This is a genomic window from Paeniglutamicibacter quisquiliarum (assembly GCF_019084045.1).
Lineage (GTDB): Bacteria > Actinomycetota > Actinomycetes > Actinomycetales > Micrococcaceae > Paeniglutamicibacter > Paeniglutamicibacter quisquiliarum.
This window is the reverse complement of sequence record NZ_JAHRED010000001.1, coordinates 279,229-301,442: the sequence shown is the minus strand read 5'-3', so window position 1 is coordinate 301,442 and position 22,214 is coordinate 279,229. Positions and strand designations below refer to the sequence as shown.

Genomic DNA, 22,214 nt, shown 5'->3' with positions numbered 1-22,214 from the left:
GGCTACCCCAGCAGCGGGAATCCGGGTCCGGGGACGAGGTTCTCCACGGCAGCGGCGATGCGGAAGGCCATGGCCTCGTCGAAGGGGTGGCCGACGACCTGCACGCCGGTGGGCACCGACTCGCGGGACAGCCCGCTGGGAACCGAAACGACCGGGCAGCGGTTGGCGACATTGAACGGGCTGGTCAGGTGCGCCTCCCAATAGTGGCCCAAGTGCCCCTCTGCGGTCTCGATCCCGTCCAGGTAGTCCCCGTCGGCGGCCAGCGAGGCCACCGCCGAGGTAGGGCACAGCAGAGCATCCAGCCCTGCCATCGCCGCGGCCAGCTCCGTCTGAAGCGCTTGGTCCATGGCCAGGGATTCCACCAGGGTGTGCCGGCTTGCGGCGGCCGCGGCGTCCTTGATGAACCGGGCCGTGTAGGCCGCCAGCTCCGACTCCGTCCCTGCGGTTTCCGTGGCCATGGCCGGGCCCAGGATGTGCCCGAAGTGGGCGAAGGTCGTTTCGGTGATCCGCGCGGTGGTCCAAGGCAAGTCAACCGGCACGACAACGGCTCCCGCGGCTTCCAGTGCCCGGGCGACCTTAAGAGTGTTTTCGACGATCTCCGGGGCCACGGGATAGTTGCCCAGCGTGAGCGAGAGCCCGATGCGCAACCCCGCAACGTCAGCTGCGGCGAGCGGGTTGATGCCGTTTTCGCCCCACGAGCCGTGGTCGGTGTGGTGGCGTCCGGACATGACGCCGGCCAGCAGCGCGGTGTCGGCAACGGTGCGGCCCATCGGCCCGTCGCCGCGGTACCAGTCGGCGGCCAGCGCGCCGGCCCCCGGGATCCGGCCATAGGGTGCCTTGTAGCCCACGGTTCCGGTGAACCCTGCCGGAATGCGGGTGGACCCGGCGATGTCCGAGGCGGTGGCAAGCGTGGTGAACCCGGCGGCCAGCGCGGCCCCGGAGCCGCCGGAGGATCCCCCGGGTGTGGCCTGTTTGTTCCACGGGTTCCTGGTGATCCCCCACATGGGCGAATGCGTGGTGGTGGCACAGCTGAATTCGGGACTCGTGGTGCGGGCGTGGATGATCCCGCCCGCAGCTCTCAGCCGTTCCACCACCGGGTGGTCGACAGGGGCAACGCGTCCACGGTGGGCGGCCAGGCCCTGTTCGAGCTTGAGCCCGGCGATCCCGTGCTTTTCCTTGGTGGCCACGCTCAGCCCGAGCAGCGCGGGGGCTCCCCCGCCATCGCGCGCCAGTCGCACGTATTCATCTGCCGCGACGCGTGCCTGCGCGCGGGCGGAGTCGAAGAGCGTCTCGGTGAAGGCATTGATGCCGGTCGCCCGGTCCCCGTTGTGCTCCTCAATCCGCTGGATCTGGGCCTCGAGGACCTCCACGGGCGAGAGGTCCAACGACCTGAATCCTGCCAGCGCGTCGGTGGCCGAAAGATGGGCCAGCGAGGTCTCCGGCTTGGGATTTGCCGCCGTGGAGGTCATCAGGAACCGGCCTTCGAGAGCTCGCGGTCGGTTGGGTTCCTTGCCGCCAGCGCACCGTTGACCATTTCCCAGGCCACGGATTCCAGCGCCTTCACACCGGCCACCATGTCGGCGTCGGTGGTGAACTCGCGTTCGCAGTGGCTGACCCCGTCCACCGAGGGAATGAACATCATCACGGTGGGGACAATCCGGTTCATGGCCACCGAATCGTGCCCGGCCATGGTGCGGATCCGGCGCACCGAAAGGCCCAGGTTCGCTGCGACCTTCTCGGTCAGCTCCAACCCGCCCTCGGGGTAGTACTGGATCCCGCGGACATCGAAGTCGTTGACGTTGATGCGGATGTCGTGGTCCTTGGCGATCTGCGCAATGTCGGCCAAGAGGCTTGCCCTGGCCTCGGCGACGATTTCCGAGCTTGCCGAACGCAGGTCGGCGACCAGGTGCACCCGGCGGGCCACCACGATCGGTGAGTTAGGTTCCAGGGTCAGCTGCCCGACCGAGGACACCAGCGCCTCCGGGGCGAATTTCTGCGTGACGTCGTGGACCAGCAGCACCACCTTGGAGGCGGCAACCAGTGCGTCGTGGCGGTCGGCCATGGCCGTGGCCCCGGTGTGCGACTGTTCGCCGAGCACCTCGATGTCCAGTTTCTGGGTGTGCCAGGAGTAGTCGACGGCTCCCAGGGTGATGCCCTCGCGCTCCAGGATCCTGCCCTGCTCGATGTGGATCTCCGCATAGCCGGCAAGGTCCGGGCGTTCGTCGGTGCCCAGGTATCCGATGGCTTCCAGCGCCTGCGCGACGGTGGTGCCGGCCAGGTCCTTGACCGCGAGCATCTTCTCCTGGTCCATGAGCCCGGCGAAGACCGAGGAACCCATGATGGAGGGGGCGAAGCGCCCGCCCTCCTCGTTGAACCAGTTGACCACGGCCAGGTTGAAAACCGGGGTGGTGCCCGTCGTTGCCAGGGATTCGGCCACGCGTTCGGCGGCGTGCAGGCCCGCCAGCACCCCGTAGGCCCCGTCGAAGCGCCCGCCCAGCGGCTGGGAATCCAGGTGGGATCCGAGCAGGATGTACGGGGCCCCGGGGAGCAGCTCGATCAGGGCGAACATGTTCCCGATCCCGTCGACGCGCACCTCCCAGTTCCGTTCCCGGGCGAAGCCGGCAAACCAGTCGCGGGTGGATTTGTCCGCCTCGGTGGCGGCCTGGCGCTCGACGCCGTTGTTCTCGGTGGCACCGATTCCGGCGACGTGGTGGAAGTCGGTGAGGAATGTTGCATCGCTCATGGGGGTGGGTGCTCCTTGCAGTGGTTCGGTGGTTCGCGTGGTGGGTCGGGAAGTGGTCAGCCGACGCGGTGGTGGGTCTCCGGGACCTTGGTGAGGGTCAGCAGCAGGAACACGATCACCGCTGCGCCGGCCATGTAGTAGCCCGGTGCGGCGCTCAGCCCGGTCTGGGAAACCAGGAAGGTTCCGACGAAGGGGGCGGATCCACCGAAGATCGCGTAGCCGACGTTGTAGCTGATGGCGGCCGAGGTGAAGCGCGTGCGGGTGGTGAAGATTTCCACGAAGAACGTGTAGCAGCCTCCGCCGTAGATGCACATCGGGACCACGAAGAGCAGCTGGCCGGCAATGGCCAGCGGCAGCGAGCCGGAGGTGACGAGCATGAAGCACGGGATGGACAGCAGTGCCAGTGCCGCGGAGCCCGCAATCAACATCGGCTTGCGGCCCACGCGGTCCCCGATGATTCCGCCGACGGGCAGCAGCAGCGCGTAGAAGAGCATGGCCGTGGCGTTGGCCAGCAGCGACTGGTCGCGGCTGAGGTTTCCGGTGACCTGGACGTAGGACACGAAGTAGCCGGAGAGGAAGTAGAAGCCCATGGCGGTCAGCCCCATCACGAAGATGACCTGCAGCATGCGGACCTTGTTCTCGGCGAAGGCCTCGCGGATGGGGCTGTATTCCTTGGATTTTTCCTTGGCCAGCACGGCCTTGAAGGCCTCGGATTCCTCGGTCTTGGCGCGGATCCACAGGCCGAAGAAGGCCATGGGCAGGGCCAGGAGGAAGGGGATGCGCCAGCCCCAGGACATGAATGACTCGGAGGACATGGAGCTGGAGAGCACCAGGATCAGCGTGCCGCCGAAGACCGAGGGCAGGGCGGTGGCTGCCAGGGTGATGTTCAGCCAGAAGCCGCGCTTGTTGATCGGTGCGTGTTCGAAGACGAAGGCCGGGGCCCCGACCGATTCACCGCCGGCGGAGAACCCCTGGATCATGCGGCAGAGCACGAGCAAGATGGGGGCAGCAGCGCCGATTGCCGCGTGGGTGGGCAGCAGGCCGATCATCGCGGTGGCTGCGCCGATGGACAGGAGCGTAATGAACAGGACCTTGCGTCGCCCGATCTTGTCTCCCAGGGCACCGAAGAACAGTCCGCCCAGCGGGCGGACCAGGAAGGCGACGCCGAAGGTTGCGAAGGTGGCCAAGAGCCCGGCCAGTGCACTGGTGCCGGGGAAGAAGAGCTGGGAGAGCACCACCGCGGAGAGACCGTACAGGGTGAAGTCGTAGAACTCGATGAACTGGCCGATGCTGCCGCCGGCGAGCACCCGCTTTTGCATGCCGCTGGCGGCCCTGCGCTCTCGTTGAAGCACTGCCTGGGGCTCTTGTGAATGGATCTCGGTCTTCATCGACGCTCCTGAGTGTGCGGTCCGCTCGACCCATTGGCTCAAGCGGCGGCTTTTGATGTTTACCCTTGGAACCATTGTGGTGATCGCCATCACATAGGTCTAACGGATTATTTCGGTTAGGTCCATCGAGTGAATCGATTGGAAATCGGTCAGGCGGAGGCCGCCTGATCGGAGCCAGACCCGTAGAGCCCGATGCAGACCTGCTCGAACGCGAGCGATTTTCGGGTCGGTTTGGCTCCGACGGGGCGGACCAGCGACATCTCGATCGGCGGCAGGTCCTCGATGATGTCCAGCGGAACCACGGAGCCGCCGGCATAGGTGAGTTCGTTGGTCAGCCGCTGGTTCAGCAACGAATATCCGTGGCCGCGGGCCACATAGGAGCGCACCGTCTCGTAGCCGGAGACCACATGGCGGATGGATGGACGGATTCCGAGCTGGCTGAACATGTCCAGGTAGTACTCGCGGGTGTGTTTGGCATCCAGCAGGATCAACGGCTCGTCGGCGAAGTCCCGCAGGCTGACAGGCGTGTTCGGGGTGGCGGCCCGCGGATGGTCGGCCGGGACCAGAACGTGCGGCGGGATCCGCTCCAGGACCCGCCGGTCGAACTCGGCGCCCACCCCCTGGTCGTACATCAGCGCCAACTCGCAGACCCCGTCGAGCAGCGCCTGGCGCAGCGACTCCTGGTCCCCCTCGTGGAAACTGACCTTCACGTTGGGGTGCGCCGACTCGAATTCCTGCAGGATTATGGGCGCCTTGAACGGGGCCAATGGCGAGTACATGCCCACCACCAGTTCCCCGGCGAGCGCTTCCCCCTCGTCGAGGACGGCTTGGTAGAGCAGGTCGGCCTCCTCCAGAAAGGCCTGGGATCCCAGCAACAGGCGCTTCCCCGACGGGGTCAGCCGCAGCCCCTTGCTGGAGAGCCGGGTGAACAGGGACGCGCCGAACTCCTCCTCGAGCCGGGCGATGGCCGAGGAAAGCGTGGACTGGGTGACATTCAGCTCGGCCGCCGCCGCTGTCATGTTCTCCAGCCGGGCCACCGCCCCGAAGTAGCGCAGCTGTACCAGGGTGAAGGATTTGCTCATGACTGCATTATGGTCCCACCGTGTCCCGGCTGGCCGTCCCCGCACGACCAGCGCGCAATGTTACCCACTGCCGACCCACGGCACCATGGTTATTCAAGAGACGTTAGAATCGTGGGGCCAAGCCCCCTCGACCTTCGAATGAGCCGATGAGCAAGCCACTGATCACAGCCCGACGCAAGCCGTCGTTCGGCGTCCCCTGGATTGCCCTCCTTCTGGGCCTCGGCACCCTCGTCTTCGCGGCAACCGGATTCAACGCCGTCACGGCCCGTCCGACGGCACCGGTCCAGATCGTCGTCCAGGGCGAACACCGGCTGAACATCTCGCAGGAGACCGTCGACGCCGTCGTCACCGAGCCGATCCTTGCGTGGAAACCGCTCAAGATCCTGGTCACGCACCGCCTGCTGAGCTACGACGAGCTGCAGGGACGCGTGGATCCGGGGGCCGACGTCATCATCAGCACCGCCATCGTCGACGACGCCCTGAACTCCGAGCGCAGGGAACGCTTCAACGGGGCCGGCATCCACCCCGCCGATGCGGACCGCGACCTGAACACCTCGAACCGGTTCGACATCCACAACGCCTACATGAACAACGTGGGCCTGGGGCATGGGCCGGCGGCGGTTGCGGCCGCGGCGCAGCGGGCGGCCGAGGTCCTGGATGGCGGCAGCATCCGCACACCCGAATTTTGGGTCGCCGGTACCGCGCTCGGCCTGCTGCTGACGGTGCTCGCCTTCAGTTTTTCGCTGCCCCGGCGCAGGCGCCGCGAAGCCCTCCATCGCCGGCTGGCGGCCGCACAGTTGCAACTGGCCGGGGTCGTGCTGGACCTCGAAGCCCTCGAGGTGACGTACCGGAGCACCGATCCGGACCAAAGGCCGCCCGCGTTCGGCGCCACGTGGAGACAGATCCGCGAATCGTCGCTGGCCATGGCGCGAAGCGAGGAAGCGGTGATCGATGCCGTGTACAACCCCAGGACGTCGCTGAAACCGCGCACCGCAGCGATGGTGGCCGCCTTCGAAATCAAGGCGCGGCGCCTGGTGGCCTCCGCGGATGCCTTGATGGGTGCCGGCTCGGTGCTCGGCGGCCTGGAGGGAAGCGAAAGGACCTTCGACAAGCTGGCGGCGCCCCTGGCGTTTGCCACGCGCGAGTTGCTGGCCCGGCTGGATGCGGCACCGGCGGGCGCGGTTGCGTCCAAACGCATCCGGCGCCTGGAAAAGGCCCTCACTGCCCTGCTGGGCACGGGGGCCAAGAACCATCGCTCGACGGCGGCCGTGGAGGCATGGAAGAAGGCCGAACAAGAACTCGAACGCAGCGCCACCTCGGTCAATCGGACGTTGCGCAGGCAACGCCGGGGCCGGGTCAAGGCGCGCCCACGCACCGGGGAAGACTACTCCTCGCTGCGGGTGGGACTGGGGCTTCCGGCCCATGGCTCGCAAAGGATCCTCCACATACTGGACAGCGCCAATGCCGCGGCCCGCGCGCTCCACGACCCGCTGCCCGGAACGGCAGACGGCCAGGAACCGCCCGCACCCCGCCACCGCTGGAAATTGCGCCTCCGGCGACCCGGCCGCCCGGCCGTATGTGTCACCGCGGGCATCGTCAGTGCGCTGGTGTCCCTCATTGCCGCGGCGCTGGTGACCGAGTCCGTCATGGACCGCCCCCGCTGGAACCTCACGGGCACCCAGACCTTGCGGTCCCTCACCCTTGACGGAGACACCCGGGGACTGACCGAGGCAGACATCCGCCGCTATCTGGATGACAAGTTCACCGAGGCACTCAATGTGACGGTGGCGGTGCGCGACGCCGGGGCGTATCTGAAAATGGCCGACACCCGGGTTCCCGAGGGCCGGCCCTCCGACCCGGACCTCGACCCCGTCGCCTTCGTTGACGCCCTGTGGCGCGTCAAGTCCGAGCTGCCCGAGCTCGTCGACGCGGCCACCGGCGAACTGCTGCCCGGGAAGGCCATCATCCCCGTGTGGGTCTTCGCCGATGACACCGCGACCAGCCCCATGCCGATCACCAGCGCCATCGGGAGCGGTGACATCAGCAGGCTCGGGGACAGCACGTGGGAATACGGCAGCTTCTACGCCTCCTCGTTCCGGGCCAGCACCGTGGCCACCGAAATCGAGCGGCTGTCCCGGGGACTGCAGGGCAACGGCTACATGAAACCGGACGTCAACGAGACCCTGCTCTTTTGGTTGCTGGCCTCCGCCTTTGCCCTGGCGCTGGTGACCCTCGCACAGCTGCTCATGTATGCCGGCAGCGTGTCAATGCGCCTGGGCAAGTTTGGCCGGAACGCCTCCAGGGTGCGGCGGATCCGGCGCCGGCTCGAAGCCCAGGCCCTGGGCCTGGATGACTCGCGACTCAACACCGTGGCACTGCTCGGTGCAGGTTCGGCCACCAACGGCGCCGAGGCCGGCCAACGCATCTTTGAGCGGGCCCTGGCCATGGCCTGGCGCATGGCCGACGAGCTCGGCACCCGCCCGCTGTCCCAACGACTCGGCGCCGACTACCTGCGGCAAATCGACGTCCTCGACGACCTGGTGGCCACGCTGGGCATCCGCGACGCGGATGCCGCGCGGCGCACCCACGCATTGTTGGAGGCCTCGCGCAAAGGCACCGGTGCAGCCATGGACCCGGCCGCACCCTGATCGCAGGTTTCCCCCGTCCCGACAGCGCCGTCCCTCGCCGAGGCACCCCGACCCGCGCCAAGAACGGAGCCACGGAAATGCTGGCCCTTCTCGCACGGGAGCGGCTACCGTGGGCTTCATCCGGGACAACGAGGTGCGTGACACCGATGGAGGATCGCCCATTTACGGCCCGGCCGCAACCGCCGCTGTACACCCACGTGCCGAAGGAAGTGCTGAGATGAATCTTGATCCGGAAACAACCGCACTGATCGCCATCCATTGCCAGGGCGACATCATCGGCGCCGAGGGCGCCTTCGCCGATTTCTTCCACCGGGAGGTCGTGAACCGCGACATCGTCGAAAAGCTCTGGGGCCTGCTCGATGGCGCCCGGTCGGCAGGGGCAACGGTGATCTACACCCAGATCGCCTATCGACCCGACTACAGCGACCTGAATGCCAATTCGCCGCTGCTGCAGCTCGCCCGGCAACGCGAATCCCTCAAACGGGGCGCCAAACACACCGATTTCATCGAACCGCTCACCCCGCAGGCCACCGACCTGGTGGTAACCAACCAGCGGGTCGGCGGATTCACCCCGGAGCTGGCGGGGATCCTTGCGGATCGCGGGATCCAGACGGCGCTCTTCGCCGGGGTCGCCACGAACATCTCGGTGGAAAGCTCCGCCCGGGCCGCTTCGGACCACGGCTACTCCGTGGCCATCGTGGAGGATGCCTGCTCCGCGGCCACCCGCGAGACCCACGCCGCAAGCATCGAGTCGTTGGGGCTGCTGGCGTCGATCACCACCTCCAGCGAGCTGACCTGGCAACGCTAGGCACCCCCTGCCCTGATACCCGCGCAGTTAGCCCGCGGGAACCAGCCCGGCCTCGGCCGGGCTGGAGATCGGGAAGTGGCATTCGGCCATGTGGGCACGCTCGGCCGGTCCAATGGCGGGCATCCCCAGCGAGATCGACCCGTCCGCGGCCGGACCCGCGGCGTCGGGTCGGCGCGAGGCGCAGATGTCTTCGGCCTTCCAGCAGCGGGTACGGAACCTGCAGCCGCTGGGCGGATCCAGCGGCGAGGGCAGTTCGCCGGCCAACACGATCCGCTTGGCCGGGCGCATTGCCGGGTCCAGCTTCGGCGATGCAGACATCAATGCGGCGGTGTACGGGTGCAGCGGCCGGTCAAAGACGTCCTCGGTCACTCCGGTTTCGATGATCCGTCCCAGGTACATCACCGCGACCCGGTCGGTCACGTGGCGGACCACCGAGAGGTCGTGGGAGATGAAGATGTAGCTGACCCCCAGCTGCTGCTGCAGCTCGTTGAGCAGGTTCAGCACCTGCGCCTGCACCGAGAGGTCCAGTGCGGAGACCGGCTCGTCGAGGATGAGCAGATCCGGGTCAAGGGCCAGGGCGCGGGCGATGCCGATGCGCTGGCGCTGGCCGCCGGAGAACTCCTGCGGCGTCTTGTACGCGTCGGTGCTGCGCAGCCCCACCAAATCCAGCAGCACGTTGAGCCGCTTGGAGCGGGCCGCGGAACCCCGGTACAGGTCCTTGTGCGTGGCGAAGGGCTCGGAGATGATCTGCCCGGCGCTCATGCGCGCGTTCAGCGAGGCAAAGGGGTCCTGGAAGACCATCTGCACCCGCCGGCGCCAGGCCAGCAGCTCCTTGCCCTTGAGCGCGAACGGGTCCTGCCCGTCAAAGCGCACGGTGCCGTCATCTGGCGTCTCGAGCATCATCAGCGTGCGGGCCAGCGTGGACTTTCCGCAGCCGGACTCCCCCACCAGGCCCAGGGTCTCCCCCTTGCCCACCGACAGGCTGATCCCGTCCAGCGCCTTGAGCTGGCGCGATCCGCCGCCGGCGGAGACGGTGAAGGATTTGCTCAGCTCCTGGACCTCGAGGACGTTTTGCCTGGGTGCCTGGGTCTCGTTGGTGCTCATCGGGTTTCCTCCTGCAGGGTCGACGGGGTTTCCGGCGAGGCGACGGAATCGGCGGCCGGAGTCGCGGTGGCACCGGCGCGCAGGGATTCGGAGAAGTGGCAGGCGGAGAACTGGTTCGCGCCGGTGGGGCGCAATTCGGGGCGCTCCTGGCGGCAGATCGCCGCCGCCATCGGGCAGCGGTCCTGGTAGACGCAGCCGGACGGGATCGACTTGAGCTCCGGCGGGCTGCCCGGGATCGAGGACAGGTCATCCCCGCGCCGGGCGTGCGTTGGCACCGACTCCAGCAGGCCCTTGGTGTACGGGTGGGTGGGGCTGGAAAACACCGTGGCCACCGGACCGCTTTCGACCACGTTGCCGGCGTACATGATGCACACGTCATCTGCCTCCTCGGCCACCACGGCCAGGTCGTGGGTGATCAGCACGACAGCCATGTCCTCCTCCTCGCGCAACCGGCGCAGCAGCGCCATGATCTGCGCCTGCACCGTGACATCCAGTGCGGTGGTGGGCTCGTCGGCGATCAGCAGCCGCGGGCCCAGCGCCACGGCCATGGCGATGAGGATGCGCTGGCGCATGCCGCCGGAGAACTGGTGGGGGTAGGCCGAAACCCGCACCTCGGGCTCCGGGATGCCGACCCGGCGCATCAGCTCGATGGCCTGGGCCCGGGCCTGCTTCTTGTTCATGCCGCGGTGGATCCTAAAGGCCTCGCCGAGCTGCGAACCCACGGTGTAGACGGGGTTCAGCGCCGTCAGCGCGTCCTGGAAGACGATGCCCAGGCCGGGACCGGCGACCTCGCGGCGCTGGCGCGGAGTCATCGCGTTCAGGTCCCTGCCCTCGAGCCGAACGGTTCCCCCTGCCACGGAGGCCACCGGGTCAAGCAGGCCGGCGATGGCCTTGGCCGTCATTGACTTGCCGCAGCCGGATTCGCCCAGCAGCGCCAGAGTCTGGCCCTGGTAGGCGGTGAAGGAAACGTTGCCCACCACGCGCACGGTGCCCGTGGGGGTGCGGATGTCCACGTCGAGGCCGGTCACGGCCAGGACGGCCTCGGCGGTGGCCGCCTCGCGGGTTTGGGGATCAAGTACTTCCATCATCACTTTGCCTCCTTGGCTGCGGTCTTCAGGGCCTTCTTGGCGGGACGTTCCAGGGTCAGGCGCCAGCGCTGGGCCGGGTCGGTGGCGATGCGCAGCCAGGCAGCCAACAGGTTCGCGGCGATCGCGGTGATGACGATGGCCAGGCCCGGAAGGATCGAGAGCCACCAGGCGGTCTGCAGGTATTGGCGGCCCTGGGCCACCATCAGCCCCCAGCTCACGTCCGGCGGCTGGATGCCGATGCCCAGGAAGGACAGCGAGGACTCGGCGAGCATGACGTAGCAGAATTCCAGCGTGGCCAGGGTCAGCAGCGTCGGGGTGACCACCGGGATCACGTGCATGGCGATGATGGAGTTGGGCCTGGTGCCGAAGGTGCGTGCGGCGTCCACGAAGGTGCGCGACTGCAGCTCGGCCGATTCGGCGCGAGCGGTGCGCATGTAGATCGGGATGCGGGTCACGGCCAGGATCAGCACGATGTTGGCCACCGACGGGCTGAAGACGTAAAGGACCACGACGGCCAGCAGCAGGGATGGGAAGGACATGATGATGTCGGCGATGCGCATCGAGATGTTCTCGCGCCGCCCGCGGTGGTATCCGGCCCAAACGCCCCAGAGGGAGCCGATGAGCAGGGCGACGAGGACCGCGGGGACCGCGACCATGAGGGTCGTGCGGGTGGCAACGACCAGACGGGCGAGCACCGAGCGGCCCAGGGAGTCGGAGCCCAGCACGTAGGCCCACCCGTTGGCGGGGTCGAAGGGCGCCTTGTTCATGAACATCAGGTTTTGCTTGGTGGCCAGTTCCCCCATGAGCGCGGGGCCGAAGATGGCCACCAGGACCACGAGGCCCAGGACCAGGGCCCCCACGGAGGCGAACTTGTCGCGCAGCAGCATCCGGAACATGCTCGGACCCCCGAGCCGTGCCTTCTGGGGCCGGGGCCCGCGGTCGCGCAGCTTGGGCGCGTTCAATGTCTGTGTCATGGTCTTTCCTAGGCGTTCGCGCCGGCGGCGGCAGGGACGGCGGGCCCACCGGGCGTGGTGGAGTCGGGTCCGGGGGCAATGGCCCGCGCCTTGCTCCGCGCCCTGGCCCCGGCGGTGGGACGGACCCGCGGGTCAAGCAGCGCGTAGCCCACATCGATCACGATGTTCAGCACGAAGATCGCCAGGGCCGTGAGCAGCACGCAGGCCTGGAGGACGGCGAAGTCGCGCTGCAGGATCGAGTCGATCATCAACTTGCCGATCCCCGGCCAGCCGAAGATCGTCTCGACGACCACCGCTCCGTTGATCAGCCCGACGGTGAGGTCGCCCGCAACCGTCAGGGCCGGGGCCGCGGCGTTGCGCAGGGCGTGGCCGGTGACCACGCGGTATTCGGTGGCGCCCTTGGAGCGGGCGAGCTTGATGTAGGGCTCGGAGAGGGAGGTGACCATGGCGCCGCGGATGACCTGGACCAGCGCCCCGAAGGGCCGCATCACCAGTGTTGCCACGGGCAGCACCCAGGCGGCGGCGCCCATGACGCCGGAGGTGGGCAGCCATCCCAGGTAGATCGCGAAGACCCAGATGCCCACGATGGCCAGCCAGAAGTCGGGAATCGAGGCCGCCGCCATGGAGACGAAGGAGGCGAAGCGGTCAAGCACCCCGTTGGGCTTCAGGGCCGCCGCGGAGCCCACGATGATCGCCAACACGATGGCGATCACCATGGTCATCGCGGCAAGTTGCAGCGTTGCCGGGAAGGCGCGCAGCGCCATGGCCGCTGCATCCTCCCCTGTACGCAGCGAGGTGCCGAAATCCAGTCGCAAGAGACCACCGAAGTAGTCGGCCATTTGGACCAGTACGGGCTGGTCCAGGCCGTTCTTGGCAATGAAGTCCGCGCGCATGGCGTCGGTGGCGTTCAGTGGCAGGTAGAGGCTTGCCGGGTTTCCGGTCATCCGGGCCAGGGCGAAGACACCCACCACCACGACCACCAGCGGCAGTGCGGAGGAGATAATCCGTTTACGCAAATAGGTGAGCATGATCTAAGTTGCTTTCCGTCGAATTCTTTATTGCCAATGCCTTGCGAAGGCCGGGAGACGGGCTACTGGCCCTTGGTGACCTCGGCCAGGCGCAGTTCGTCGCCCGAGGAGGAGTTCGGCTCGTAGTCCACGGTCGCGGCCACACCGAGCATGCCGGTCTGGTGGGCGATGTGGGCGAACTGCACCACGTTGTCGTTCTGGTAGGAGAAGACCTTCTCGAAGGCGCCCTGGCGGTCATCGCCCGTGGCTGCATCGGCGGTGGCAATGAGCTTGTCGAGCTCCGGGGTGCCGAAGGCCGACTGGGCGCCCTTGGTTGTCATGTACTGGTCGACGGTGAAGGCTGCGTCGCCGGCCTGGTTGCCGTGCTGGGTCATCAGCATGATGGCGCCCTCGTCGTCAGTGGGGAACGGGCGGACCTGGTAGGTCAGGTGCTGGCTGGTCTCGAGCATCTTCAGCTTCACGTTCAGCCCGGCCTGGGTCAGCTGCTCCTGGATGACCTGGCCCAGCTCCTCGATCTTGGGGAACTGTGCCGAGCGCACCACCAGGCTGATCTGGGCGGAGGTGTCAACGCCGGCTGCCTTGGCCTCTTCGACCAGGCTCTTGGCCTTTTCCGGGTCGTAGGGCCAGACCGGCAGGGACTCGCTGTGCCCCACGACGCCCTCGGGCACCAGCTGGGCGGCCGCCTTGTCGCGTCCGCCGTAGAGGGAAGCGACGATGGCTTCCTTGTCGATGGCGTAGTTTACGGCCTGGCGGACCTTGATGTCGGTGAAGGGTGCCTTGTCGGCGTGCATGCGCAGGGCCACGGTTTCGTTGTTGGGGTAGGCAACGCCCAGGTCCCCGATGTTGTCTTCCGGGCTCAGGCCGGTGGCGATGTCTGCCTCGCCGGAGGTGACCATGGCGGCGCGGACGCTGCCCTCGCTCCTCCACTGGTAGTTGGCCTTCGGGAAGGCGGGGGCCTCGCCCCAGTAGTCGGCGAAGGCCGAGGCGCTGATGCTCTGGCCGGCCTCCCACTTCTCGAGCCTGTAGGGTCCGGTGCCGATCGGTTCGCGCACCTTTTCGGTGGTGGAGGTCTCGGCGGGCACGACCTCCAGGAAGGAGAGACGCAGCGGCAGGATGGGGTCGGCCTTCGGCGAGGTGACCGTCAGGGTCGTGTCGTCAACGACCTTGACCTTCAGGTCGTCGTCGCCAAAGACGTAGCCCTCGACGTTGCAGCCGAGCTTGCCGTTGACGGCGCGGTCAATGGTTGCCGCGGCGTCCTCGGCGGTGAATTCCGATCCGTCGTGGAACTTCACTCCCTCGCGCAGCTTCAGCGTCCAGGTGGTGTCGTCCTTGCTGGTCCATTCGGTGGCGAGCTTGGGCTCGAGCTCCCCGGAGGTCGGATTGCGCTCAATCAGCGGCTCGGTGATGGTCGAGCGCACTACGACGCCGGTGCTGGTGAGGTTCGATTCGCAGGCCTCGAGCGTGGGCGGTTCCTGCTGCAGCACCACGCGCAGGGTGTCGCCGGCGGCAGGGGCACCGGCTGAGGAGGAACCGCCGGCCCCCGAGGAGTTTGCCACGGAGCAGCCGGAGAGGATCGTGGTGCCCAAAAGGGCTCCGGCGGCCACGGCCATGGAAAGTCGGCGGGTGCGGGTCACGGGGGTCGTTGCCTTGCTGGAAAAAAACATCGGTGTTTCCTCTGCGGTGAGCGAAGTGGACGAGTGCGAACGACCAATGCATCGGGATTTGCCGGTCGTGTTCCCATAGCCTTGAGGTCGGAACCGAGACGCGTCAAGGCCTTGCTTCCGCATGAACTCGCGGTTCCGGGACGGTTGGTCCCGATCGGCATTCGATGCGCATTGTGACATCCGCTACATCACGCGGCTGACGGGGAACCAATGCCCCAACGGTATTGATCCATGCATTCTGTGTGTTGGACGCGCATGCTTGCGCCTCCCTAGGATTCAGGTATGTCAGCAGATACCAGCGCCATCACGCGGCGCGACCCCAGCCCCATTACCGGGAACGCCATCTTGCGCGTTGGCCCGGTCAACCCCACGGTCGCCAAGGCACTCGTTGACGACTACGACGCACTGATGCTTCCCGAGCCCGGAGCCGGCCGAGTGGAATTCCTCGCCGAACACGGCGAGTCGATCCGCGTCGCAGTGTGCTCTGGAAAAATCGGCGTCGACACCGATCTCATGGAGCGCCTGCCAAGCCTCGAGGCCATAGTGAACTTCGGGGTCGGCTACGACGCCACCGATGTCGCCCAGGCCAATGAACGCAACATCCCGATCAGCAACACCCCCGACGTCCTGACCGACTGCGTCGCCGACACCGCCCTGGGCCTGTACCTTGACACCCTGCGCTCGCTGAGCGCCGCCGAGCGCTTCGTGCGCGCCGGCACCTGGGCCAGCGGCGCGAATTTCCCGCTTGCCACCCGCGCCAGCGGCAAGCGCGTGGGCATCCTGGGGCTGGGGCGCATCGGCGCGGCAATCGCCAAGCGGCTCGAAGCCTTCGGCTGCGAAATCCACTATCACAACCGCTCGGAAGTCAACGGCAGCGCATACACGTACCACCCCTCGGCCGCGGCCCTGGCCGAGGCCACCGACGTCTTGATCGTCGCGGCGGCCGGCGGCCCCGCCTCGGCCGGACTCGTCGACGCGACGGTGCTGGAGGCGATTGGCACGAATGGCTTCCTGATCAACATTGCCCGCGGCAGCGTCGTGGACGAGCGGGCCCTGGTTTCGGCCCTGCAGAACGGCGGCATCGCCGGCGCCGGTCTGGACGTGTTCGCCAACGAGCCGCACGTTCCCGGGGAGCTCTTTGCCCTGGACAACGTGGTCCTGCTGCCGCACCTGGGCAGCGGCACGCACGAGACGCGCGCCGACATGGCGGCGCTAACACTGGACAACCTGCGCAGCTACATCCACTCGGGAGAGTTAGTCACTCCCGTTTCATAGGCATCCCATTCCCACGTGTGGCCCACCCGGTGTTCCGGGTGGGCCACTGGCATTTTCTCCCTACGTGCGTGGAGGGGATCCGGAGTGAATGCGGTCCGAAATACTTCCCCGAAACCACTTGTGCCATAAGTTTTCAACTTATACGATAAGTTGTGTTCACCAGCACAGTCCCGCCATTCCCTCCCCAGGAGCACAGAGCCGCCATGAGCTACACCCCCGATGCCATTCGCCACGTCAAGCTGTCCACCGCACGGCTGCCCCTGGCCACCCCGATCTCCGACGCCAAGGTCTTCACCGGGCGCCAGAAGCCCATGACCGAGGTCGTCTTCCTCTTCGCCGAGATCAAGACCGAACAGGGCCACGAAGGCCTTGGCTTCTCCTACTCGAAGCGCGCCGGCGGACCGGCACAGTTCGCCCACGCCAAGGAAGTCGCCGAGACCATGATCGGCGAGGACCCCAACGACATTGCCAAGCTCTACACCAAGCTCCTGTGGGCCGGCGCCTCGGTGGGACGCTCGGGCGTCGCCACCCAGGCGCTCGCCGCCCTCGACATCGCCCTCTATGACCTGAAGTCCAAGCGCGCGGGCCTGCCGCTGGCCAAGTTCCTCGGGTCCCACCGCGACTCGGTGCGCACCTACAACACCTCCGGGGGCTTCCTCAACGCCTCCATCGCCGAGGTCAAGGACCGCGCCAGCCAGTCCATCGAGGAGGGCATCGGCGGCATCAAGATCAAGGTCGGCCTGCCGGATTCCTCCGAGGACCTGCGCCGCGTCGCCGCGGTGCGCGAGCATATCGGCCCGAACGTGCCGATGATGGTGGACGCCAACCAGCAGTGGGATCGCGCCACCGCGCTGCGCATGGGCCGCAAGCTCGAGGAGTTCGACCTGGTCTGGATCGAGGAGCCCCTCGATGCCTACGACGCCGAGGGCCATGCGGCGCTCGCCGCAGCCCTGGACACCCCGATTGCCACCGGCGAGATGCTGGCCTCCGTGGCCGAGCACGAACGCCTCATTGCCACCCGCGCCTGCGACATCATCCAGCCCGACGCCCCGCGCATCGGCGGCATCACCCAGTTCCTGCGCTTGTCCACGCTTGCGGACCAGGCGGGCCTGGACCTGGCACCGCACTTCGCCATGGAGATCCACCTGCACCTCGCCGCCGCTTACCCGCGCGAGCCCTGGGTGGAGCACTTCGACTGGCTGGACCCGCTGTTCAACGAACGCCTCGAGACCAAGGACGGGCGCATGCTGGTCCCCAACCGCCCGGGACTCGGCTTCACCTTCAGCGACCAGGCCCGCGCCTGGACGACCGATACCGTCGAGTTCGGCCGAGCCTAGTCGCCCCGCCGCGGCGCTCGTGAAAGCATTCGAAGTATGAAACCCAATCTGACGACCGGCCTGGTTGAGCACCTGCGCGGGCAGATCAGCTCCGGGGAAATCGCCCCGGGAGACAAGCTCCCCAGCGAGAATGCCCTGATCGCCGAGCATGCCGTCTCGCGCACCGTGGTGCGCGAGGCGCTGACCCGGCTGCAGGCCGAAGGACTGGTCCACACGCGCCGCGGTGCCGGCAGTTTTGCCCTGACTCCGCCACCACCGGAAACCGGTGCGCAGGCCCGGGTACCGCGGACCCTTGCCGAACGCCGGCATTTGCTCGAGTTCCGGATGGGCCTGGAATCAGAGGCGGCAGCCGCCGCCGCGGTCACGGCGAACGCCGGGACCCTGCCCGCCCTCGACGCGGCATTGGAAGCCTTCCGGAACGCCGGTACCAACGCCTCGCGCTCCATGAGCTGCGACTTCGAATTCCACTCCGCCGTGGCGGCCGGGAGCGGCAACCCATACTTCCTGGATGCGGTGCGCCACCTCGGCCCTGCCATGATCGCCATGCCGCGCCAGCGACTGGACTCCACGGATTCGGTGCTGGTCCCACGGCTGGAACAAGTCGCGGAGGAACACCTCACCATCCGCAACGCCATCGCCTCGGGCAACGCCATGGCCGCCGCCGCGGCCATGCGCGTGCACTTGGCAAACTCACTGCATCGACTCGAGATTGAGGCCGGGGTTGCCCCACCCACCCTCTGAGAGGATCAGCACCCGCCAAGACGCGCAGGCGGCAGCACCGTCAGACTTCCCCCCAGCATCAGGCACCATAACGTTCTCATCCGCGGAGACGGGACCACGGAGTCGACCGCGGCACGTTTGCCCGCCGTTCTGGAACCCGGGAGGCGAGGGAATGGTGATTCACCGATTCTGTTGGTATCAGCTGTCTAACTCCACAACCACTCTTGAAAGAATCAACTTAGATCCGTCGATGTCAGCCAGCTGACCATAGGCCGGGGTGCGGTGGGGACCGGCGAAACGAGGAGGACCTGTCCGCGTTCCAATGCGAGAATGAGTGGATGATCGCCGTGGTTGCAACATGAACGAGACCTACTCGTTGGTCAAGCCCGATGCCAAGGAATGGTCCGACCTTCCGTTGTGCCCTCCCGCACGGCGGCAAACGGTGGTTGCTTGGTTGATCGTGTTAGTGACTACGGTTGCCTCCTTCATCGCCGATCGGGGGTGGGAAGATCTTCCACCGGAATATTGGCAGGGCACTTACCAGGCCCTAGATATGTACGGTCTTTCTGCGACGTTTGTTGCCCTAATCGTTTCATTCACCGGCTGGCTTTTTGGTCGTTTGGCCGTCGCGATGGCACCCATCGTTTTGCTCTATGCGGCCATACCGTATTCCCTCGACACAAGCGAAAGCGCCACTTTTTGGTGGGCAGGCACGATAGCCGCGGCAACTTGGTGGCTTATCCAGGCGAGGTTCACTCTGCGGCAAATTCATGCAGTCCGCACTCTTGCGTCGGTATCAAACACGGGGACGACGATTGAGCTCGGGTCAGGTGCCATTGAGGCTTTGAGACGCTTCAAGCGGCGCAGCCTGTCTTGGGCAACAGGTTTGAGCGCGCTCGCCATCGTCGGCTGGCTGGCCGCAATGATGGCTATGCCTGCTGCGGTGGGACGCACCTATCAAGAACTGGAAGACCTGGCGTTGCCCGATTGCCTGGGAACGGCAGCTGCAACCGTGAGTATTCTGGCACTCGTCCAATGGCATCGCTGCGGCTGGAGATTTCTAGCCAGACGGCGCATAGGCACCGTGGTGTGGCATGTTCCGATAGTTGCCGGTCCGGTCCAAGGGCTGTGGGCCTCGCTTTCCGAAGACGCCGGGACGGTTCCCTTCAACCGTGCCAGTTCGGTGCCTTCGTGTTCTTGTATCGAAGAATCATTACGGGCAAACCCCGATGAAGCGGACCTTTACGGTGACATCGGTGTTCTGGCATCCGCCTACTGCCCGGTTCACGGGATCGACCGGATCAATTCACTTTCTGTCGAACAATTTCGTTCCGAGGCCACCAATACCTGGCTCTGGGATGAAGAGTCCCTGTTGCCCATGTCCACGCAGGCGGAATCAGACAGAACATTGCTCATTGGCTATGCAGGTAATGCCTTTACTGGGTTGCCTGCACGTTTCACCAATGGCATGGCGGAAATCTACCCCGGCGCGGACGACCTGGTCGAAGAACGCGAGTCACATACAAATGAATCAGAGTGGGAGCGACCGCTGCGCCCTCTGGGCGGAGTACTGGACCGGATCGATCTAGCACCCGCAGGACTAGGAGGGCATGCGGTCCGTTACCTGCACGGCCGTGCCTGGTTCGATACCACTGATGAAGCATAGGTGGAACCATGGGACCGGTGTGACGATCACAGCCTGGCAACCGCCACGAAGGACAAGCTCGGCCTCTCCATCCGGCATCAAGCCGAGAGAGCGGGCCGGTCAACGGCTCCAAACGGATGACGAGACCGACCCGCGGATCCAAGCAGGGATCTCTAGACCTGGTCGGCCTTCACGGCGAGCACCGGGTGCTCGGCCTGGAGCAGGATGCGCTGGGCGTGCGAGCCCATGATGAACTTGCCGACCTGGGAGCGCTGGCGCAGGCCGATCACGATCAACGAGACGTCGTGCTTCTCGGCCAGGTCAAGGATCTCCTCGGCCAGGTCGTCGCGGTGCACCGATTCCAGGATCCGGGCCTTGATGCCCGCATCCACCGTTGACTGCCTGATGCGCTCGATATCCTCCGGGCTGGCCACTGACTTGTCCACCAGCGCGCCTTCGCGCACGGAGTTCACGATCAGCAGTTCCTCGTTGCGAAGACCTGCCTCGCGGATGGCGGCGCGCACCGCCGCCTCGCCGACCTTGGTCGGAACGTATCCCACTAGGATGCTCATACCTTTTCCTTCACCTTGGTTTCGGACAAGAGGGCGTTTGCCTTCTTGCGCTTCTCGATCACTGTCTTGACCATGGGCCACACCGCGACGAAGACGAAGATCACCAGCAGGGTGCCGGAGATCGGGCGGCTGAAGAACCCGGTCGGATCGCCCTCGAGCACCAGCAACGAGCGGCGCAGCGAGGACTCGAGCAGGCTGCCGAGCACGAATGCCAGCACCAGCGGGCCGGGTTCGAAGCCGAACTTCTTCATCAGGTAGCCGACCGCCCCGAAGAGCACCACGAGCATGACGTCGAACATCGAGTTGCGGATCGTGTAGGCGCCCAGCATGGTGATCAGCGCGGTGATGGGCGCCAGGATCGCGGCGCGGATCCGCAGGATCCGCACGAACAGGCCCACCAGCGGGATCGACATGATCAGCAGCAGGATGTTGCCGATGTACATGGAGTTCACCACGCCCCAGAACAGCTCGGGCTGCTCGGTGATCAGCTGCGGGCCGGGGGTCAAGCCCTGGATCAGCAGCGCCCCGAAGATGATTGCCATGGTGGCGTTGGCCGGGATGCCCAGGGTGAGCAGCGGGATGAAGGAGCTGGTGGCCGCCGCGTTGTTCGCAGACTCCGGCCCGGCAACGCCCTCGATGGCGCCCTTGCCGAAGCGCGAGGGATCCTTTGCGCGCTTCTTCTCCACCGCATAGGCGGCCAGCGAGGCGATGGTCGCCCCGCCGCCGGGCAGGATGCCCAGGAAGAAGCCCAGCACCGAGCCGCGCCCGATGGCGCCCGAGGACTGCTTCAGGTCCTTGCGCGAGGGCCAGACGTTGGCCACGGCGACCGGGGCGGCCGCCGCGCGGTGGCGCTCCTCCAGGTTGTAGAGGATCTCGCCCACGCCGAACAGTCCCATGGCGATCGGCACGAAGTCGATGCCGTCGGCCAGCGACAGGTTCCCGAAGGTGAAGCGCTCGGCGCCGGTGAAGATGTCCCTGCCGACCGTGGCCAGGAACAGGCCCAGGGCCGCGGCGATCAGGGCCTTGATCTTGGAGCCGCCGGAGATGGTGGCCACCAGCAGGATGCCCAGCAGTGCCAGCGCGGTGTATTCGGGCGGACCGAAGTCCAGGGCGAACCCTGCAACCAGCGGAGCCAGGAAGGTCAGCCCGATGATGCCGATGGTGCCGCCGACGAAGGAGCCGATGGCGGCGATGCCCAGGGCGGTGCCCGCCCGTCCCTGCTTGGCCAGCACGTAGCCGTCAAAGACTGTGACCACGGAGCTTGCCTCGCCGGGAATGCGCAGCAGCACCGAGGTGATGGTGCCGCCGTACTGGGCGCCGTAGAAGATGCCCGCCAGCATGATGATCGCCGTGACCGGCTCCACCCCGTAGGTCAGGGGAAGCAGGATGGCGATGGTCGCCGCCGGGCCGAGGCCGGGCAGCACGCCGATCAGCATGCCGATGGCGACGCCGAGCAGGCAGTACAGAAGATTGGTTGGGTCCAGGACAACACCAAAGCCGTCCAACACCGGGCCGAAGAAATCCATGCCGTTTACCTTTAGGTCTGTGACTTAGAAAAGTCGGGGGATGGTGGTTCCGAGTGCGGCAATGAAGATCGCGTAGAACGCGGCAACAATCAGGATCGAGTACATGGTTGCCGAGCGCCAGCGCTCGCCCCCGAGCCACCTCATCCAGATGAAGCAGAGCAGCAGCGAGGGGATCTCGAAGCCCACCACCGGCATGAGCAGCACCATGCCGATCAACGTGGCAAAGCCGATGGCCGCATACCAGGAGTAGGAGGAGAACTTCTCCCCGTCCTTGCCGCCGGTGCGGCCGATGACGACCTGGACCACCGACAGCACGGCAACGACGAGGCTCACGATGAAGGGCCACATGCCCGGCCGCGGTTCGGCCGGCGTTCCCAATCCCAGCTTCAGCGACAGCAGCATTCCCGCCAGGCCGAGGCCCAGCGCCACCAGGGAGGAGAGCAGGTTGGCCACGGGCCCCGCGGGCTCGGGCGCCTCGGCTGCCCAGACCTCCGCGAGTTGCTCGGGCGTCAGGATCTCTTCCTCGTCCGGCGCCGGGGCTTCTTCGAGGTGCGGCGGCTTGTCTGCTCGCATGGCGTGCTTCCTTTGGATCTGGCGGGCGCCACCTCAGGT

18 protein-coding genes are annotated in these 22,214 nt (G+C 66.6%); 6 read left to right on the top strand and 12 right to left on the bottom strand.

What is annotated here, in order from left to right; genetic code table 11:
• Positions 1-2: 2 nt before the first annotated feature.
• From KRR55_RS01335 to KRR55_RS01320, 4 genes are all read right to left on the bottom strand, one after another.
• Positions 3-1,469, bottom strand: coding sequence for an amidase (locus KRR55_RS01335; protein WP_217387236.1), 1,467 nt, complete (start codon positions 1,467-1,469; stop codon positions 3-5).
• The gene (locus KRR55_RS01330; RefSeq protein WP_217387235.1) at positions 1,469-2,743 is read right to left on the bottom strand and encodes a M20 family metallo-hydrolase; all 1,275 of its coding nucleotides are present in this window, start codon (positions 2,741-2,743) and stop codon (positions 1,469-1,471) included. The genes KRR55_RS01335 and KRR55_RS01330 overlap by 1 nt, the downstream gene beginning before the upstream one ends.
• A 56-nt stretch (positions 2,744-2,799) precedes the next feature.
• On the bottom strand, positions 2,800-4,131 hold the full coding sequence (locus KRR55_RS01325) for an MFS transporter (RefSeq protein WP_254455730.1): 1,332 nt from the start codon (positions 4,129-4,131) through the stop codon (positions 2,800-2,802).
• A 149-nt stretch (positions 4,132-4,280) separates the two neighbouring features.
• Complete coding sequence (locus KRR55_RS01320; protein ID WP_217387234.1) at positions 4,281-5,213, bottom strand: LysR family transcriptional regulator; 933 nt, start codon at positions 5,211-5,213, stop codon at positions 4,281-4,283.
• 146 nt (positions 5,214-5,359) lie between these two features.
• On the opposite strand from KRR55_RS01320, the gene KRR55_RS01315 reads away from it, so the two are divergent.
• Both KRR55_RS01315 and KRR55_RS01310 read left to right on the top strand, forming a co-directional pair.
• Positions 5,360-7,861, top strand: coding sequence for a DUF5129 domain-containing protein (locus KRR55_RS01315; protein WP_217387233.1), 2,502 nt, complete (start codon positions 5,360-5,362; stop codon positions 7,859-7,861).
• Positions 7,862-8,078: 217 nt separating this feature from the next.
• A complete protein-coding gene (locus tag KRR55_RS01310; RefSeq protein WP_254455729.1) occupies positions 8,079-8,669 on the top strand; it encodes a cysteine hydrolase family protein in 591 nt (196 codons plus the stop codon).
• 27 nt (positions 8,670-8,696) lie between these two features.
• On the opposite strand, the gene KRR55_RS01305 is transcribed toward KRR55_RS01310, so the two are convergent.
• The 5 genes from KRR55_RS01305 to KRR55_RS01285 form a co-directional block, all read right to left on the bottom strand.
• Positions 8,697-9,773, bottom strand: a complete 1,077-nt coding sequence (locus KRR55_RS01305) for an ABC transporter ATP-binding protein (RefSeq protein ID WP_217387232.1) — start codon at positions 9,771-9,773, stop codon at positions 8,697-8,699.
• Complete coding sequence (locus KRR55_RS01300) at positions 9,770-10,861, bottom strand: ABC transporter ATP-binding protein (protein ID WP_217387231.1); 1,092 nt, start codon at positions 10,859-10,861, stop codon at positions 9,770-9,772. Before KRR55_RS01300 ends, KRR55_RS01305 begins: the two co-directional genes overlap by 4 nt.
• Entirely contained in the window at positions 10,861-11,835 is a 975-nt protein-coding gene (locus KRR55_RS01295; protein ID WP_217387230.1) for an ABC transporter permease, read from the bottom strand. The genes KRR55_RS01300 and KRR55_RS01295 overlap by 1 nt, the downstream gene beginning before the upstream one ends.
• An 8-nt stretch (positions 11,836-11,843) precedes the next feature.
• Positions 11,844-12,863 (bottom strand): ABC transporter permease, encoded by a 1,020-nt coding sequence (locus KRR55_RS01290; RefSeq protein ID WP_217387229.1) that lies wholly within the window; start codon positions 12,861-12,863, stop codon positions 11,844-11,846.
• Between the two features lie 62 nt (positions 12,864-12,925).
• On the bottom strand, positions 12,926-14,527 hold the full coding sequence (locus tag KRR55_RS01285; protein WP_217387228.1) for an ABC transporter substrate-binding protein: 1,602 nt from the start codon (positions 14,525-14,527) through the stop codon (positions 12,926-12,928).
• Positions 14,528-14,809: 282 nt separating this feature from the next.
• Between KRR55_RS01285 and KRR55_RS01280 the strand changes: the two genes are divergently transcribed.
• The 4 genes from KRR55_RS01280 (at position 14,810) to KRR55_RS01265 (ending at position 19,525) form a co-directional block, all read left to right on the top strand.
• Positions 14,810-15,802, top strand: coding sequence for a 2-hydroxyacid dehydrogenase (locus KRR55_RS01280; RefSeq protein WP_254455728.1), 993 nt, complete (start codon positions 14,810-14,812; stop codon positions 15,800-15,802).
• A 203-nt stretch (positions 15,803-16,005) separates the two neighbouring features.
• Positions 16,006-17,139 carry an L-talarate/galactarate dehydratase gene (locus tag KRR55_RS01275; RefSeq protein WP_217387227.1) on the top strand — a complete coding sequence of 378 codons (1,134 nt, stop codon included), beginning with the start codon at positions 16,006-16,008 and terminating at the stop codon, positions 17,137-17,139.
• 36 nt (positions 17,140-17,175) lie between these two features.
• Complete coding sequence (locus KRR55_RS01270) at positions 17,176-17,880, top strand: FadR/GntR family transcriptional regulator (RefSeq protein WP_217387226.1); 705 nt, start codon at positions 17,176-17,178, stop codon at positions 17,878-17,880.
• Between the two features lie 337 nt (positions 17,881-18,217).
• Complete coding sequence (locus tag KRR55_RS01265; RefSeq protein ID WP_217387225.1) at positions 18,218-19,525, top strand: hypothetical protein; 1,308 nt, start codon at positions 18,218-18,220, stop codon at positions 19,523-19,525.
• Between the two features lie 152 nt (positions 19,526-19,677).
• Here the strand turns inward: KRR55_RS01265 and KRR55_RS01260 are convergent, their stop codons facing one another.
• From KRR55_RS01260 to KRR55_RS01250, 3 genes are read right to left on the bottom strand one after another with little or no spacing between them, the layout of a single operon-like run.
• The gene (locus KRR55_RS01260; RefSeq protein ID WP_217387224.1) at positions 19,678-20,076 is read right to left on the bottom strand and encodes a universal stress protein; all 399 of its coding nucleotides are present in this window, start codon (positions 20,074-20,076) and stop codon (positions 19,678-19,680) included.
• Positions 20,073-21,602 (bottom strand): tripartite tricarboxylate transporter permease, encoded by a 1,530-nt coding sequence (locus tag KRR55_RS01255; RefSeq protein WP_217387223.1) that lies wholly within the window; start codon positions 21,600-21,602, stop codon positions 20,073-20,075. The genes KRR55_RS01260 and KRR55_RS01255 overlap by 4 nt, the downstream gene beginning before the upstream one ends.
• Before the next feature lie 24 nt (positions 21,603-21,626).
• Positions 21,627-22,175 (bottom strand): tripartite tricarboxylate transporter TctB family protein, encoded by a 549-nt coding sequence (locus KRR55_RS01250; protein WP_217387222.1) that lies wholly within the window; start codon positions 22,173-22,175, stop codon positions 21,627-21,629.
• Positions 22,176-22,214: the final 39 nt, after the last annotated feature.